This is a genomic window from Novosphingobium sp. THN1, from assembly GCF_003454795.1.
Lineage (GTDB): Bacteria > Pseudomonadota > Alphaproteobacteria > Sphingomonadales > Sphingomonadaceae > Novosphingobium.
In genome coordinates this window covers 644,604-659,317 of the sequence record NZ_CP028348.1, presented here as the reverse complement: position 1 = coordinate 659,317, position 14,714 = coordinate 644,604, and the positions used below count along the sequence as shown (strand labels likewise).

The window sequence follows — 14,714 nt, the reverse complement described above, 5'->3', positions numbered from 1 at the left end:
GCAGCGTCCCCGCAATTATAACCAATATGGTTAGTGTTTCCCCGGGGAAACGCGCAGGATGGTTATTTCCTCCGGTCGCCGGCAGCAGGCCCGTCAGTCAGCCCCGACTGCTGACCGCACCATCGCCCGCAGCATGTCCTTGCGCACCTTGCCACTGGCGGTACGCGGAAAGTCGCTGACGAACTCGAACCGCTCGGGAATTTTCTGGCGGGCAAGGCCCGAGGCGGAAACGTGCGCCACCAGATCCCCGGTCTCGGCTGCACCTGAAAGGATGACATAAGCGCAGACGCCTTCGCCAAGGCGATCATGCGGCATGGCAACGATGGCCGCTTCCTTCACGGCGGGGTGCGTGTGCAGTACGTCCTCGATTTCCTTGGCCGAGATGTTTTCGCCGCCACGGATGATGAGATCCTTCTTGCGGCCCGTGATCGTCACCGCACCAGAATCGTCCAGCACACCAAGATCACCGGTGCGGAATAAGCCGTCCGGCGTGATCGCCTCGGTGGTCTGCGCCGCGTCGGCGTATCCCATCATCATGCCGGGGCCGCGCGCCAGGATTTCGCCCTCCGTCCCCTTCGGTAATTCGCGATCCTCGTGGTCGACAATGCGGACCTCGTAGTCCACCACCTCGCCGTCCGTTGTCGCGGCAAGATGCTCATCCTGCGGCCAACCGAATGTCACCAGCGGCACTTCGGATGCACCGAACACGCGGAACGCCCGGCAGTTCTCGAAGGCCGCATTGGCCGCCGGGATAAGGTCTGCCGGCACAGCCGCGCCACCGCATGCGAAGAAGCGGAAGCTCGGCAAGCCCGTGCCCGCAGCCCGTGCGGCCGCCGCCAATTCCACCAGAAACGGCGTTGCCGCCACCGTGCCGACAAGATCATGCTGCTCGATCAGCGCCAGCGCCTCGGCAGCGTTCCAGGCCTCCATCAGAACGGAGCGAATGCCGCAGATGAACGGCGCTTCGAGCCCGTTGGCATAACCTGACACATGCGTGACCGGCGAGGGCATGAGCGTCGCCTCACCTGCAGCCATGCCCCAATGGCGGCCGCTCGTCGCCACGATATGCGCCAGCGTGCAGTGGCTATGCAGCACGCCCTTGGGCCTCCCGGTGGTCCCTGATGTATAGAGCACCATCTTCACGCCCAGCGGGTCGACTTCAGGGGCAGCGAACGGCACGCCGCGCCCGGCAGTTACCAAAGCCGCAAAATCGTCAGGCCCATCGCCTCGTACCGTGAAGACATGCGCAAGATCGGGGAGCGACTGCTGGCAGCGCCGCGCCATTGCCGCATAGTCCACCTTGCGCCACACATCCGGCACGAAGATCGCCTTGGCCCTGCAATCGCCTAGCATCATCGTCACTTCGGCATCGCGGTAAATCGGCACGATCGGATTGACGACAAAGCCCGAAAGCGCTGCGGCCAGATTGATTACGGCAGCTTCGCGCCAGTTGGGCACCTGGAATGCAATCACGTCTCCGCTGCGCAGGCCGCGACCGTGGAGCGAGGCCGAAAGTGCCTCGGCCTCGGCCAGCACCTGTGCGTACGTGTACTGCCCTTCCCCATCGATGAAGCACACGAAGTCCGGCGTTGCCGCGGCCCGCTCACGCGCGAGGTCTGCCAGCGTCTTGCGCTGCCAGATGCCCGATGCGGCATAGGCCTGCTGGTGTGGGGCGGGAATCGGCAGCCAGTCCCAGGGTTTTGCAGTGTTCTCGTTCATGCCGTGCTTGTTCCAAGCGCCCGAGTGCTTCAGCAATTGGCGAAAAGGTGAGTAACCTAGCCCCTGTCACAGCTTTCGCACCGCACCCGCGCACGGCATGGTCGGCAGCAACACTGGCCACAAGGCCACGGAGAGGCAATACCCAGATGGACCGTATCGAACGCATCGGACAAGTCGCTGAAATCATGCGCGACTATGTCGAGAACAAGAAGACCTTTCTCACCGACACGACCAAGCGCGTGCCGGTGCGCAGCTATACCGATCCCGACCAGTGGAAGGCCGAGATGGAGCTGATCTTCAAGCGCGTTCCGCTGATGCTTGCCTTCACCGCCGAATTGCCCAATCCCGGTGATTACAAGGCGATGGACGCCGTCGGCATGCCGGTGCTGATCAATCGCGACAAGACCGGCAAGGTCCGCGCCTTCCTCAATGTCTGCTCGCACCGCGGCGCGCCCGTTGCCAACGAGGGCCACGGCAATTGCCCGCGCTTTACCTGCAAGTACCACGGCTGGACTTTCGGCCAGGACGGCAAGCTGATCGGCATTTCCGAAGCATCGAAGTTCGGCGAGGTCCACAAGTCAGAACTCGGCCTTCGCGAGTTGCCGTGTCAGGAAAAGGCGGGCATGATTTTCGTGGTGCTCACGCCCAATGCCCCGATCAATGTCGATGCCTTCTACCGCGGCTTCCTCGAGGATTTCGAAGCGCTCGACTTCGGCAACTGGACCTACATGGGCAGCCGCGTGATCGAAGGCGCGAACTGGAAGATAGCCTATGACGGCTATCTCGAAGGCTATCACTTCGCCTCGCTCCACCCCGAGACGATCTTCCCGCGCACGCCGTCGAACTGCATGCACTATGAAGGCTTCGGCCCGCACCAGCGCATCGGCTTCCCCCACCACAAGATCGCCGAGGCGCTGAAGGACGTGCCCCGCGAGCAGTGGGGTACGCAGGAGAACAACGGCTTCGATTTCGTCCGCATCATGTTCCCCAACGTATCGGCCTTCATCGCGCCGGAAATCACGCAGGTTGCCCAGCTCTTCCCCGGGCCGACGCCGGGTGAGAACCGCACCGTTCTGAACTACCTGCGCCGCGAACCCATCCGTGACGAGGAGGACCGGGCGAACGTCGAAGCGGCGATGAACTTCTTCCGCGACGTGACCTATACCGAGGACTACCTCATCGGCCTCGAGATCCAAAAGGGCCTCGAAACCGGCGCGCACGACGAGCTGGTGTTCGGTCGCAACGAACGCGGCAACCAGTACTTCCACGAATGGCTGGACTGGTACCTGCAGGACGATCCGGACCTCCCCGAACCGCAGATGTGATCGGCGGTTGGTGATGAACCCGATCTCGCTTGCTTCGGGCGTCGTCCCGGAATTCGGACCGGTTGAAACCATCGAAGCCGCCCGCGCCGGCGGTTTCGACATGGTCGGCCTGTGGGTCGATCCGGCAGTTTGGACACCGGCACACACGCGCAACGCGCGGGCGGCGCTGGCCGCAACGGGCCTGCCGCTGCTCGATGTCGAGGTGATCTGGCTCAAGCCGGATTCCGCAATGGACGATCATCGCAAGGTGATCGATGTCGGCGCCGATCTTGGTGCGCGGAACGTGCTCTGCGTCTCGTCCGACCCGGACCACGCCCGCACTGCATCCCAGCTGCACGATCTGTGCCGCCATGCCGAGTGCTCTGGCATGCGCGTTGCGCTGGAGTTCGGCATCTTTACCGAGGTCAAGGATTTGCAGGCCGCGCTCGGCATTCTTGACCGGATCGACCACCCACTCAAGGCCCTGCTGATCGACCCGATCCACGTTGACCGCTCGGGCTCCTCTATTGCGGAAATCGCCAAGCTCGATCCCGCCCTGCTGCCCTACGCGCAGTTCTGCGATGCCCCCGCCGAGCGGCCCGATCCTGCTGACTTCAATGCCGTCATCCGCGATGCGATCGACCTGCGCGAACAGTGTGGTGAAGGCGCGTTGCCGCTGGCCGCGCTGTATCAGGCCCTGCCGCCGGGCATTCCGCTCGCCATAGAGCTGCGTTCCGAGACGCTGCGCGACGCATTCCCGCACCCGGCGCTGCGCGCCGCTGCCGTGGCCGGGGCCACCCGCCGCTGGTTGCAAGCCCACCCATGACAGTCACCGTCCTCACTCTGCTCAAGCGCCGTGACGGCATGAGCAAGGCGGATTTCATCGCCTATTACGAAAGCCGCCACCGCCTGATCGGTGAAAAGGTGCTGCAGGGCTGGGCAACGCGCTACCAGCGCAACCATCTTCACCCGCTCGACGGCACGGACGTGGTCCCCGATTTCGACGTCGTGCTGGAGATCGACTTTCCCGACCAGCAGACCTGCGATGCCTGCTTTGCGGCGATGGCCGATCCGGAAACAATGGCCGAGATCGTGGCCGACGAGGAGCGCCTGTTCGACCGTGCCCGCATGCGCACTTATCGAGTAGAGCGCCAAGTTTCGCGCATCTGATCAGCGCAAGAGTGGAGCCTGTGAGGCCAGGTCATTGCGGATAGCGGTTGCCGCGACAGCCGCCTGCCCCATCGCGTGGCTGATCTGATCCAGCCCGCGCGTCACATCCCCTGCGGCATAGAGCCCCGCCACGCTGGTGCGTTGGTGCGCGTCGATCTCTATGCAGCCTTCGTCGGTTGCCTTGGCGCCAAGGTCGAGCGCCAGACCGGAACGGATCAGCGAACCGAGTGCGGGGTAGACGGTATCAAACGCAAGGTCTCCCGCCGGCGTCGGCACAAGAATTGTATCGCCGGCAATGCGCAGGGGCTCGCACGGCCCGTCCAGAAGCTTGACCCCGGTATTTGCCAGGCGCTCCCGCTGCCCATCCTCCATGCCATGCTTTCCGTCAGGCGCGATGAGCGTGACATCGGCTGAGAAGCCGCGCAGGAACAAGGCTTCGTTATGGCCATGCTCCCCCGTACCCAGCACGCCGATGCGCTGGTCGCTGGCCTCGTAGCCGTCGCACACCGGGCAGTAGCGCAGCAGCCCGCGCTGCAACGCCATGTCGTGGACCTCGGGCGCCATCGGCGGACGGTTGTTCACCACGCCCGTTGCCAAGAGGATTGACCGGGACCGCCACCGACGGTCCCCCGCCCTGGCCAGGAAATCTTCGCCCTCCCGCGTTACCTGTTCGACGAGCGCCTCATCGACGGACACCCCGAACTCCGCCGCCTGCTGACGCATCAGGGCAAGCAGCGCCGTGCCCGCGATGCCGCCGGGGTAGCCCGCGTGATTGTGCGTGCGAGGGATGAGTGCGGCGCGGCTGTGGCCGGCATCGACCAACGCCACGCGCAAGTGAAAGCGGGCGAGATAGATCGCGGCAGTAAGGCCCGCAGGCCCCGCGCCGACGATCAGGCAATCAAGATGTGGCGTGTCCATCCCCGCCCAAACCCGTCAGGGCCGGGCGGTTCCGGAAAAGCGTCAATCAGTCGGCAAAGACCGTGCGATAGGACCGGCGCGTAAACTTCCAGGTCCCATCGATCCGTTTCAGCTCGTCGTCATAGCGCCCGGTTGCATGGACCCGCTTGCCAGAAGCCGGGTCGTCGAAGATCTCGATGGTATAGGCCACGGCCCGTGCCGCATCGCCATCCACCTCGATTGAACCGGGCTGCATGAAATAGACCATCGGCTTCGTGCAGTTGTCGAGGCCGTAGTGCTTCATCGATTCCGTCCAGCCGGCAACTATTGCCGCCTTGCCGGAAAATCCGCCGAGATCAGGATACTCCGGCAGTTCCCAATAGGCATCCTCGGCCCAGATCGATCCCCACAGTTCAGCATTGAGCGTCATCACCCCGTGGGCATGGGTATCCATCAACTCGCGGATCGCCATGCGATCTTCGAGCGGTCCTGTAAAAGGCATCGGCCTGCTCCTTACCAGGGGTGGGTTTCGCCATTCCACTTGAGGAAATCCCCAGAACGCTCGAGCGTCCATTCGCGGGCGAGCTTGCGGATGCCCTCTGCGCTCTCGACCGGGGTGAGGTCTGCGGCTTCGCCGCCCATGTCGGTCTGCACCCAGCCCGGATGGACGAGGCCGACGATCACGCCGCGATCCTTGAGATCGATGGCGACCGACCGCATCAGGCGGTTAAGCCCTGCCTTGGCCGCGACATAGGAATAGTAGCCGCCATAGGGCCAGGTGGAGGCGGCGAGCTGGCTCGAGAAGTTGATGACCTTCGAACCCGCGCCCAGACGGGGGAGAAAGGCCTGAAGCACGCGCAGCGGACCCTGGACCATGATGCGGAACACATCATCCCATTCTGCCCAGTCGGCGCTTTCCAGCTCAGCCGGAACCGGACCGCTCACGCCAGCGACATTGTAAAGTACGTCGACCGCCTCGCCTGCGGTTTCGGCGGCTCCTGCCTTGACCGAGGCGTCGTCTGCCACGTCTAGGCGATGGATGGTCAGGCGACCGTCGGCGGTTGCCGCCAGATCGGCCAGTTCCCGCGCTTTTTCAGGATTGCGGACAAGAGCGATCACCCGGTCCCCGGCGTCGACATGCTGGCGCACCAGTTCCAGCCCAATACCGCGACCTGCACCGGTTATTGCAACGGTCGTCATCCTAATTCTCCCACTACGGTCTTGTCTCAAATGAATCCGGCACTTCTGCCGGGTTTCGAATCAGGTCAGCGGATCATAGAGGCCGCGGATGCTGGCGATCGTCAGCTTCAGCACCTTCTCGATCCGTTCAGGCCCCATCACCGTGCGATGCAGCAGCAGGCCGGAATGGACGGCAATCGCAAAGTCGCTGCCGAGCTTCATTGCTTCCCACTGATCCTTCCACTGCGGGAAGGATTCGATCATTTCAGCGATCCAGACTTCGTCATACCGCCGTGCCGCGGGCGCAAAGGCCGCATTGAGTTCTGCATCGGTGCGAGCGGCGACGGCCAGTTCGAGGTAGGCAGCGTATTCCCGGGTCTGCACACTGCGCCAGTGCGCTTCAGTAGCAAGGTCGATCAGCAGCGCATCGCGACTTTGCGCCATGGCGCCGATATAATCATCAAGAAACAGGCGCATGCGCTGATAGAAGACGTGTTCGACCACCGCCGCCACGAGGTCCATGCGCGTCGCGAAATGGTGGTGCATGGCCCCGCGCGATACTTGGGCGCGTTCTGCCACCTGAGCGGTGGTCAGTCCCTGATAGCCCCCTCGACGAGGCAATCGACCGCCGCTTCGAGCATCTTAAGTCGCGTCTGCGCCGACTTGCGCTGTTGCCAGCGCACCGGCTCCTGCTCGCCCAGCGAGGTCGGCCGCATCGCGGCAAGCATGCGCTTCTGCATCGTGGAGCCAGCCATCGTCATTGTCCTGTCATGCCCGCGTTTGCTGCGCAAGACCGCCTGACAAAACGGCCAGTTTAATCAGGCATGCGGCACAGCGCATAAAACCGGCAGACGCGCCGGTTATATCGAATCGCGCTGTCACAAGCGGCGACACGGCCATGCCGGCGCCTTTGGGAGGGATCGAGATCATGAGAACAAGGAACAGGCCTTTCATGACGAGCAGCCTTGCGGCGCTCGCCATCGCCATGCTGCCATCCGCCGTCGAGGCGCAGGACGCGCAAGCGCCTCAGGCGCAAGCCGAAGAAGCCCCGACAGGAGGCCTCGGCGAAATCGTCGTGACCGCGCAGAAGAAGGCCGAGAGCATCCAGTCGGTGCCGATCTCGATCGCCGCGGTCGGCAGTGAGACGCTCGCCGCCTACAACGTCACGACGCTGCAGGCGCTGCAGGGCTCGGTCCCGAACGTCCAGATCGACAACTTCGCCAATACCCCCAACAACGCGGTGTTCACCATCCGCGGCATCGGCGTGATCGAGCCCGATCCCTATGCCGGCAACACCGTGTCAATCGTGGTCGATGGCGTGCCGCAGTTCTTCTCGATGGGCGCGCTGCTCGATACTTATGACACCAACCGCGTCGAGATCCTGCGCGGGCCGCAGGGCACGCTGTTCGGCGCGAACACTACCGGCGGCGTCGTCAACGTGGTGACCAACCAGCCCACCGGCGAGTTCAGCGGCAATGTCCGCGGCACCTACGGCAACTGGAACCGCTTCGACATCAACGCGTCGGTCGAGGCGCCGCTGGCAAAGGATCTGGTCAGCATCAAGGTCGCCGGCATCCACACCCAGCGCGATGGCTGGACGACCAACGTGTGGAACGGCGAGGACATGGGTCGCAAGAACGTCGACGCCGTGCGCGGCCAGCTTTACATCACGCCCAGCCCGGACCTGCGCATCACCCTCCAGGGTGAATATGTGGAAGCGCGCAATGGTGCGCCCATCGTGGTCAATGGCGGCCTCCCCGGCGAGGCGAACTATGTGCCCGAAGGCACGTTCTGGAACGGTGCCAAGCTGCCGATGTATCGCAGCCCTTGCGCCGTGCCCAACCAGCCGTGCAAGGCGCCGGACAAGTACTTCTCGGGCAACAACGAAGTGCCCGACCAGTCGGACATGACGACGAAGTTCTTCATCGGCACGATCCAGTATGACAACACGCCGCTGGGCGACATCACCTCGATCACCGGCTACAAGCGCTTTACCCTGTTCGAATATACCGACCAGGACGGCACCGCGAAGACCAACAACGCCACACGCCGCCGCACCCGTGGCTGGCAGTTCAGCCAGGAGCTGCGCAGCGCATTCTCGGCCGGAGACAGCTTCAACGCGGTAGCCGGTCTGTTCTACCTAAAGACCGACTACAACCACTACCAGATGTACCATCTGGATTTCGCACTGCCGGGCCTGATCCAGTACAACGTGCAGGACCAGTCGACCGAGTCCTTCTCGGCGTTCCTCCAGACCTACACACAGCTTTCCGATGCGCTGAAGCTCTCGGCAGGCATCCGTTACACCCACGACAGCATCAACGCGCGCGCCACGCTCGATACCGGTCTTGGCAGTGAGGCGCTCACCTCGCCCAACTGGGACAAGTTCGACGTGACTTTCCCCGGCAGCCTGGACGTTGGCGGAAAGAAGAGCTGGAACAATGTCGGCTGGAAGATCGGTCTCGACTACGAAGTCGGCCAGAACCAGCTGATCTATGCCAGCTGGGCGCGCGGCTTCAAGTCGGGCGGCTATACCGGCCGCATCGGCGTGGCAGCTGACGGTGACACACCCTACAACCCGGAAAAGGTCGATACCTTCGAGGTTGGCTTGAAGGCGGACTTCCTCGACCGTCGGCTGCGCACCAACTTTGCCGCATTCTACACCAACTACCGCGACATGCAGGTTGCGCAGATCTATTTCGATCCGGCGACCAACGTGCAGGGCAATCGCATCCTCAATGCAGCCAAGTCGGAGATCAAGGGCTTCGAGCTGGAAGTTCAGGCAATCCCGGTAGAGGGTTTGACCCTACGCGGGTCGCTCGCCTATCTCGACACCAAGTACAAGAGCTTCCTGTACTTCGATCCGGTGGCGGCAAAGTTCATCGACCTCAAGGGCTATGCTCTGCAGAACGCGCCGCGGTGGGCCTCGACACTGGGAGCGAACTTCACCCACGAGTTTGCCGGTGGTTCAAGCATCATGGCCGATGTCAGCTGGATGTACACCGGGCAAAAGTTCTACACCGCCGTGGTCAACACCCCGCGCTCCTCAATCCAGCCGACCTACTACGTCGACGCACTGCTGACGTATTACGGACCGGACAAGCGTTATTCGATCGGCCTTTGGGGCAAGAACCTGTTCGACAAGCGCTACATCTCCACGGTTTACGACAGCCCCGGGTACATGGGCCTCGTCGGCTACGCCCCGCCCCGCCAGTTCGGCGTGACGGTCGGCTACAACTTCTGATTTCGACCTGACGGAATCCTCCCTGGCCCCGGTCGTTCCACACAAGCGACCGGGGCACTTTTTGTTTTCAGAACGAAGGACAGACAATGGCCATTGGCAAGATGGAAGGCCGCGTTGCAATCATCACCGGCGGCGCATCGGGGCTTGGTGCGGAGGACGCGCGCCTGCTCGCCCGTGAAGGCGCAAAGGTCGTCATCACCGACATGCAGGAGGATCTCGGCCGCAAGACCGCCGTCGGAATCCCGAACTGCGTGTTCATGCAGCAGGACGTGCGCGACGAAGCCCGCTGGCACGAGGTTATTGCTGAAACGCTGCGCCTCTTCGGTCGGCTCGATACGCTGGTCAACAATGCCGGGCTGGTCCGCTTCGGTACGGTCGAGGATCTCCCCTACGCCGATTTCCGTCTCCAGACGGAGGTCATGCTGGGCGGCACGTTCCTGGGATGCCAGGCCGCGATCCCGCACATGAGCAGGGACGGTGCCGGCTCGATCATCAACATGGCCTCGATCGGCGGCATCAAGGGTATCAGCGCCATCCCCGCCTATGCCGGAGCCAAGGCCGGGATCATCGGCATGACGCGCTCGATCGCAGTCCACTGCCGCGAGCAGGGCTATCGCATCCGCTGCAATTCAGTCGCGCCGGGCGGCATCGTCACGCCGATGACCGCACAGGCGCTGGCCGAACTTCCCGCCGACAACGCCGGGCTGGAACAGGCAAACAACCACGGCATGGGCCAGCCGATCGATATCGCCAACATGGTGTTATACCTCGCCTGCGACGATGGACGGCACATCACTGGTACAAACATCGTGATCGATAATGGCGAAACGATGGGCTGACGCCCATCAGGGGGCGAAACGACGGGCTGACCGAAGCAAACGGCGGGTGCTGGCAAGTTTCGGCCCCGCCGCCTCGGCCGGTAGGCAGGACCTTCCCAAGCTCCTTTGGTAGCGCTATCGTATGCGCAACCAGACGATAGAGTCCGGAGCAATCGGGAAAGGAAATGCGTGACAAGACCGAGCAAGATGACTCGAAGGCAGGGCCTTGGCGTGATCGCTGGCGGCGTTGCAATGCTCTCGCGCCCGCTGAGCGGCATGGCCGCAACGCAGCCTTCGTCCTTGTCCGCGCTGGCTGCTGCGAAGGGGATGCGGTTCGGTTCAGCGGTAGCCGGTGGAGGTGGCGGATCGTGGAGAAATCCCGCGCTTGCCGATCTGCTCAGGCGGGAATGCGCGATTCTGGTCGCCGAGAATGAGATGAAGTGGCAGGCAATCAGGCCCTCGCCCACTTCATTCGACTTTGCGGCGTTTGACGCTATCGCCGCCTTCGCCGCGCAGAACCGGATGAAGCTGCGCGGCCACACGCTACTGTGGCATCGACCAAAGTGGATGCCGCGCTGGCTGGAAAGCCATGATTTCGGTTCGCGGTCCGCAACAAGCGCCGCAGCAATGATGACCAACCACGTCGAAACGATCTGTGCGCGCTTTCAAGGGCGCATCGTATCCTACGACGTGGTCAATGAAACCGTTCTCCCCGAGGATGGATCGTTGGCCGAAACGGCGCTGTCGAAGGCCATGGGTGGCACCGAGGCGCTGGTCGACCTTGCGTTCCACACGGCGCGCAAGGCTGCTCCGGGTGTCGAACTGGTCTGCAACGATTACATGAGTTGGGAGCCGGGCAATGCACTCCACCGCAAGGGCGTGCTGCGATTGCTCGAAGGTTTTCGCAAGCGCGGCACGCCGGTCGATGCGCTGGGCGTGCAGTCACATTTGATCGCACCCTTGCCCGATGCCGCCCACCGCCGGGAATGGCAGCGCTTTGTCGATGACGTGGTGGCGATGGACTACAAGCTCGTCGTCACCGAATTCGACGTGCGTGACCGCGACCTTCCAGTCGACATCCCCAGCCGGGACCGCACAGTGGCCGACACGACCAAGGCCTATTTCGAGATGATGCTCGATTACCCGCAGCTGAAGGACGTGCTGGCCTGGGGGCTGGTCGACGCCTATTCGTGGCTCCAGGGCTACGAGCCACGTGCGGACAAGGCCGAAGCGCGCGGGTGTCTTTACGATTCCGCGTTCAAGCCGAAGCCGGTGCATGCCGCATTGGCGCAGGCATTTGCCGAAGCCAGGCCGAGAACCTGAGTGCGCCGCTGGCGAGGGGGTTTGCCCCTCGCCGCATTGCTCCCGACATCGTCAATGGTTGTCGCGCGGCAGGCCCATCGTCTGGGCAATCCGCTGGTACTTCTCTGCACCTTCAAGAATGGCGCCGTGGGAGAGCTGGCCAACGCGGTCACGCTGGATTTCCTGCCACGGCGTCTGCGAGGCCGGGTAGGCGTAACCACCCGCTGCTTCGAGCGCAGCACGACGAGATGACAATTCCTCCTCGGGCACAAGCATGTTGGCAGTTCCCTTGCGCAGATCGATGCGCACGCGGTCACCGGTCTTGAGAATGGCAAGGCCACCCATGGCCGCCGCTTCCGGGCTGGCGTTCAGGATCGACGGGCTGCCGCTAGTGCCCGATTGGCGCCCATCGCCGATGCAGGGCAGCGCGGTCACGCCTTCGGTGATGAGGTAGGACGGCGCGCGCATGTTGACGACTTCCGCCGCGCCCGGATAGCCGATCGGCCCCGCCCCGCGCATGAACAGCAGCGTTTCAGGCGTAATGCCCGTTGCCGGATCGTCGATGCGGGCATGGTAGTCCTCGGGCCGTCGAACACCACCGCCGGGCCTTCAAAGGCATCGGGATCGTCCGGGTTCGACAGATAGCGCGCCCGGAATTCGTCGCTGATCACGCTGGTCTTCATGATCGCCGAATCGAACAGGTTGCCCGACAGCACGAGGAAGCCTGCATCCTTGACCAGTGGCTGGCCGAAGGGGCGGATCACCTTCTCGTCCTCGATCACGGCATCACGGCAGTTCTCGCCCATGGTCTTGCCATTCACCGTCATCGCGCTTTCGGCGATCAGGCCCTGCGCGATCAACTGACCCACCACTGCCGGAACACCGCCGGCGCGATAATAGTCCTCGCCCAGGTACTCGCCCGCCGGCTGCAGGTTCACCAGCAACGGCACCTTGTGACCAAGGCGCTGCCAATCCGTCAGCGGCAGATCGACGCCGATGTGACGAGCGATGGCTGCAAGGTGGATCGGCGCGTTGGTGGAGCCCCCGATCGCCGAATTGACGACGATGGCGTTGTGGAACGCGTCAAGCGTCATGATGTCGGAAGGCTTGAGGTCTTCGTGCACCATGTCGACGATGCGCTTGCCGGTGCGCCATGCGCACTCCTGCCGGTCACGATACGGGGCAGGAATGGCGGCCGACCCCGGAAGCATCATGCCCAGCGCCTCGGCAAGGCTGTTCATCGTCGTTGCCGTGCCCATGGTGTTGCAATAGCCGGTCGACGGCGCGGAACTGGCGACGAGCTTGATGAAGCCTTCCTCGTCCAACTCGCCCTTGGCCATCAGCTCGCGGCCCTTCCACACGATCGTGCCCGAACCGGTGCGCTCACCCTTGAACCAACCGTTGAGCATCGGGCCGACCGACAGCGCGATTGCCGGGATGTTGACCGTGGCCGCCGCCATGAGCAGCGCCGGCGTGGTCTTGTCACAACCGGTGGTCAGCACCACGCCGTCGATCGGATAGCCGTACAACGCCTCGACAAGGCCGATGTAGGCAAGGTTGCGGTCAAGCCCGGCCGTCGGGCGCTTGCCAGTCTCCTGGATGGGGTGCACCGGAATTTCCAACGCGATCCCGCCCGCCTCGCGAATGCCTTCGCGCACGCGCTCGGCCAGCACGATGTGGTGGCGGTTGCACGGCGAAAGATCGCTGCCGGTCTGCGCAATGCCGATGATCGGCTTGCCCGACCGCAGTTCCTCCAGGCTCAACCCGAAGTTGAGATAGCGCTCAAGGTAGAGCGAGGTCATGTCGATGTTGTCGGGATTGTCGAACCACGCGCGCGAGCGGAGCTTCGGGGCCTTGGGAGAGGAGTCGGTCATTGCGGCTTTCGGCTATTCGAGTGAAGTTCAGCGCGGGAAAATCAGCGGGGGCGGGGCGCGACGCTGACGCGGTAGATCATCTGGTGGCGATAGGGCTTGCCCGGTTCGACACGCGTGGAAGCGAACTTTGGCTGGTTCGGCGCATCGGGAAATTTCTGCGGCTCGAGCGCGATCCCGTCACCCATGCGATAGACGTGGCCACCTTTGCCCCGCACGGTCCCATCGAGGAAATTGCCGGTGTAGAACTGGACGCCGGGTTCGGTCGTCAGCACTTCGAGCACGCGGCCTGAAGCCGGGTCTTCCAGCCTTGCGGCAAGTTGCGGTGTTGCCGTCACGCCCTTGTCGAGCGCAAAGTTGTGGTCATAGCCGCGGCCGATGGCGATCTGTTCATCGCGACCATTGCGCAGGCCATTGGCGATGCGCTTGGGCCGACTGAAATCGAACACCGTGCCCGCCACCTTGCGCAGCTCTCCCGTGGGGATCAGCGTGGCATCGACCGGGGTATAGGCCGACGCCGGGATCATCAGCTGGTTGCCCATCGCACCCATCGGCGCACCTTCGCCAGCCATGTTGAACAATGCGTGGTTGGTCATGTTGACGATGGTCGGCTTGTCGGTCGCCGCTTCGAACGTGATGCCAAGGTTGCCGCGCTCATCCAGCGTGTAAGTCACCCTGGTATCGAGCTTGCCCGGATAACCTTCCTCGCCATCGGCGCTGACGTAGGACAATACCACGCTCGCCACCGGGCCTGACTTGACCGAGACGACCTTCCAGTTGCGCTTGTCGAAACCCTTGACGCCGCCGTGCAGCGAATTGCCGAGGTTGTTCTGGGCAAGCTGATAGGCCTTGCCGTCAAGCGTGAAGCGGCCCTTGGCGATGCGGTTGGCATAGCGGCCGACAGTCACGCCGAAGAAGTTTGGCTTCGCCTCATAGGTCTGCACATCATCATAGCCGAGCAGGATGTCGGCGACCTTGCCATCGCGTGAAGGCGCCATCAGCGACTGCAGCGTGGCGCCGTAGGTCAGCACGCGGGCAGAAACGCCGTTGGCTGCCTTCAGCGTGATCGCGAATGCTTCGGTGCCGTCGGCCAGCTTGCCCGCGCTTTCCTGTTTCGCCTCGGCTGCGCTGACCGACTGGGCCAGCAGGGCAACCGGTACTGCCAGCGCCAGCATCAGCAGGGTGCCGTTATTCGGCTTGCCCGCAATCC

Annotated in this window: 14 protein-coding genes and 1 pseudogene; 6 read left to right on the top strand and 9 right to left on the bottom strand. The window is 63.3% G+C overall.

The genetic code is table 11. The features are described 5' to 3' along the window. Nucleotides 1–93: 93 nt before the first annotated feature. Nucleotides 94–1,719 (bottom strand): AMP-binding protein, encoded by a 1,626-nt coding sequence (locus C7W88_RS20025; protein ID WP_118075940.1) that lies wholly within the window; start codon nt 1,717–1,719, stop codon nt 94–96. Nucleotides 1,720–1,865: 146 nt separating this feature from the next. Between C7W88_RS20025 and C7W88_RS20020 the strand changes: the two genes are divergently transcribed. Genes C7W88_RS20020 through C7W88_RS20010 form a run of 3 tightly spaced genes read left to right on the top strand, consistent with a single transcriptional unit; the run spans nt 1,866 to nt 4,193 of the window. Continuing rightward, nucleotides 1,866–3,044, top strand: coding sequence for an aromatic ring-hydroxylating dioxygenase subunit alpha (locus C7W88_RS20020; protein ID WP_118075273.1), 1,179 nt, complete (start codon nt 1,866–1,868; stop codon nt 3,042–3,044). A 13-nt stretch (nt 3,045–3,057) separates the two neighbouring features. Continuing rightward, complete coding sequence (locus C7W88_RS20015; RefSeq protein WP_118075272.1) at nt 3,058–3,849, top strand: sugar phosphate isomerase/epimerase; 792 nt, start codon at nt 3,058–3,060, stop codon at nt 3,847–3,849. Continuing rightward, a complete protein-coding gene (locus C7W88_RS20010; RefSeq protein WP_118075271.1) occupies nt 3,846–4,193 on the top strand; it encodes an EthD domain-containing protein in 348 nt (115 codons plus the stop codon). Before C7W88_RS20015 ends, C7W88_RS20010 begins: the two co-directional genes overlap by 4 nt. Here the strand turns inward: C7W88_RS20010 and C7W88_RS20005 are convergent, their stop codons facing one another. Genes C7W88_RS20005 through C7W88_RS23000 form a run of 6 tightly spaced genes read right to left on the bottom strand, consistent with a single transcriptional unit; the run spans nt 4,194 to nt 7,223 of the window. Then, complete coding sequence (locus C7W88_RS20005; protein WP_118075270.1) at nt 4,194–5,111, bottom strand: NAD(P)/FAD-dependent oxidoreductase; 918 nt, start codon at nt 5,109–5,111, stop codon at nt 4,194–4,196. Between the two features lie 46 nt (nt 5,112–5,157). Beyond that, a complete protein-coding gene (locus C7W88_RS20000; protein WP_118075269.1) occupies nt 5,158–5,592 on the bottom strand; it encodes a nuclear transport factor 2 family protein in 435 nt (144 codons plus the stop codon). Nucleotides 5,593–5,603: 11 nt separating this feature from the next. After that, a complete protein-coding gene (locus C7W88_RS19995; RefSeq protein ID WP_118075268.1) occupies nt 5,604–6,290 on the bottom strand; it encodes an SDR family oxidoreductase in 687 nt (228 codons plus the stop codon). 60 nt (nt 6,291–6,350) lie between these two features. After that, nucleotides 6,351–6,815, bottom strand: a complete 465-nt coding sequence (locus C7W88_RS19990) for a hypothetical protein (RefSeq protein WP_240345151.1) — start codon at nt 6,813–6,815, stop codon at nt 6,351–6,353. A 44-nt stretch (nt 6,816–6,859) separates the two neighbouring features. Continuing rightward, nucleotides 6,860–7,024, bottom strand: coding sequence for a hypothetical protein (locus C7W88_RS24105; protein WP_240344975.1), 165 nt, complete (start codon nt 7,022–7,024; stop codon nt 6,860–6,862). A 13-nt stretch (nt 7,025–7,037) separates the two neighbouring features. Next, a complete protein-coding gene (locus tag C7W88_RS23000) occupies nt 7,038–7,223 on the bottom strand; it encodes a hypothetical protein (RefSeq protein ID WP_162896271.1) in 186 nt (61 codons plus the stop codon). Between C7W88_RS23000 and C7W88_RS19985 the strand changes: the two genes are divergently transcribed. The 3 genes from C7W88_RS19985 (at nt 7,222) to C7W88_RS19975 (ending at nt 11,654) form a co-directional block, all read left to right on the top strand. Continuing rightward, nucleotides 7,222–9,513, top strand: coding sequence for a TonB-dependent receptor (locus tag C7W88_RS19985; protein ID WP_162896270.1), 2,292 nt, complete (start codon nt 7,222–7,224; stop codon nt 9,511–9,513). The two genes, C7W88_RS23000 and C7W88_RS19985, sit on opposite strands and share 2 nt — an antisense overlap. A gap of 86 nt (nt 9,514–9,599) precedes the next feature. Then, nucleotides 9,600–10,352 (top strand): SDR family oxidoreductase, encoded by a 753-nt coding sequence (locus C7W88_RS19980; protein WP_118075267.1) that lies wholly within the window; start codon nt 9,600–9,602, stop codon nt 10,350–10,352. 186 nt (nt 10,353–10,538) lie between these two features. After that, nucleotides 10,539–11,654: an endo-1,4-beta-xylanase gene (locus C7W88_RS19975; RefSeq protein WP_118075266.1), complete on the top strand. Its 1,116-nt coding sequence runs from the start codon at nt 10,539–10,541 to the stop codon at nt 11,652–11,654. A gap of 51 nt (nt 11,655–11,705) precedes the next feature. Here the strand turns inward: C7W88_RS19975 and C7W88_RS19970 are convergent. Both C7W88_RS19970 and C7W88_RS19965 read right to left on the bottom strand, forming a co-directional pair. Next, nucleotides 11,706–13,507 (bottom strand): annotated as a pseudogene (locus tag C7W88_RS19970) (IlvD/Edd family dehydratase). Between the two features lie 41 nt (nt 13,508–13,548). Continuing rightward, a complete protein-coding gene (locus C7W88_RS19965; RefSeq protein ID WP_118075936.1) occupies nt 13,549–14,679 on the bottom strand; it encodes an aldose epimerase family protein in 1,131 nt (376 codons plus the stop codon). Nucleotides 14,680–14,714: the final 35 nt, after the last annotated feature.

Bases quoted from the DNA above. Each gene is read 5' to 3' on its own strand.
- C7W88_RS20015 (WP_118075272.1), top strand. From the start codon at position 3,058: ATGAACCCGATCTCGCTTGCTTCGGGCGTCGTCCCGGAATTCGGACCG.
- C7W88_RS19965 (WP_118075936.1), bottom strand. From the start codon at position 14,679: ATGCTGGCGCTGGCAGTACCGGTTGCCCTGCTGGCCCAGTCGGTCAGC.
- C7W88_RS20000 (WP_118075269.1), bottom strand. From the start codon at position 5,592: ATGCCTTTTACAGGACCGCTCGAAGATCGCATGGCGATCCGCGAGTTG.
- C7W88_RS24105 (WP_240344975.1), bottom strand. From the start codon at position 7,024: ATGGCTGGCTCCACGATGCAGAAGCGCATGCTTGCCGCGATGCGGCCG.
- C7W88_RS19980 (WP_118075267.1), top strand. From the start codon at position 9,600: ATGGCCATTGGCAAGATGGAAGGCCGCGTTGCAATCATCACCGGCGGC.
- C7W88_RS19995 (WP_118075268.1), bottom strand. From the start codon at position 6,290: ATGACGACCGTTGCAATAACCGGTGCAGGTCGCGGTATTGGGCTGGAA.
- C7W88_RS20005 (WP_118075270.1), bottom strand. From the start codon at position 5,111: ATGGACACGCCACATCTTGATTGCCTGATCGTCGGCGCGGGGCCTGCG.
- C7W88_RS20010 (WP_118075271.1), top strand. From the start codon at position 3,846: ATGACAGTCACCGTCCTCACTCTGCTCAAGCGCCGTGACGGCATGAGC.
- C7W88_RS20020 (WP_118075273.1), top strand. From the start codon at position 1,866: ATGGACCGTATCGAACGCATCGGACAAGTCGCTGAAATCATGCGCGAC.
- C7W88_RS19975 (WP_118075266.1), top strand. From the start codon at position 10,539: ATGACTCGAAGGCAGGGCCTTGGCGTGATCGCTGGCGGCGTTGCAATG.
- C7W88_RS19990 (WP_240345151.1), bottom strand. From the start codon at position 6,815: ATGCACCACCATTTCGCGACGCGCATGGACCTCGTGGCGGCGGTGGTC.
- C7W88_RS23000 (WP_162896271.1), bottom strand. From the start codon at position 7,223: ATGAAAGGCCTGTTCCTTGTTCTCATGATCTCGATCCCTCCCAAAGGC.
- C7W88_RS19985 (WP_162896270.1), top strand. From the start codon at position 7,222: ATGACGAGCAGCCTTGCGGCGCTCGCCATCGCCATGCTGCCATCCGCC.
- C7W88_RS20025 (WP_118075940.1), bottom strand. From the start codon at position 1,719: ATGAACGAGAACACTGCAAAACCCTGGGACTGGCTGCCGATTCCCGCC.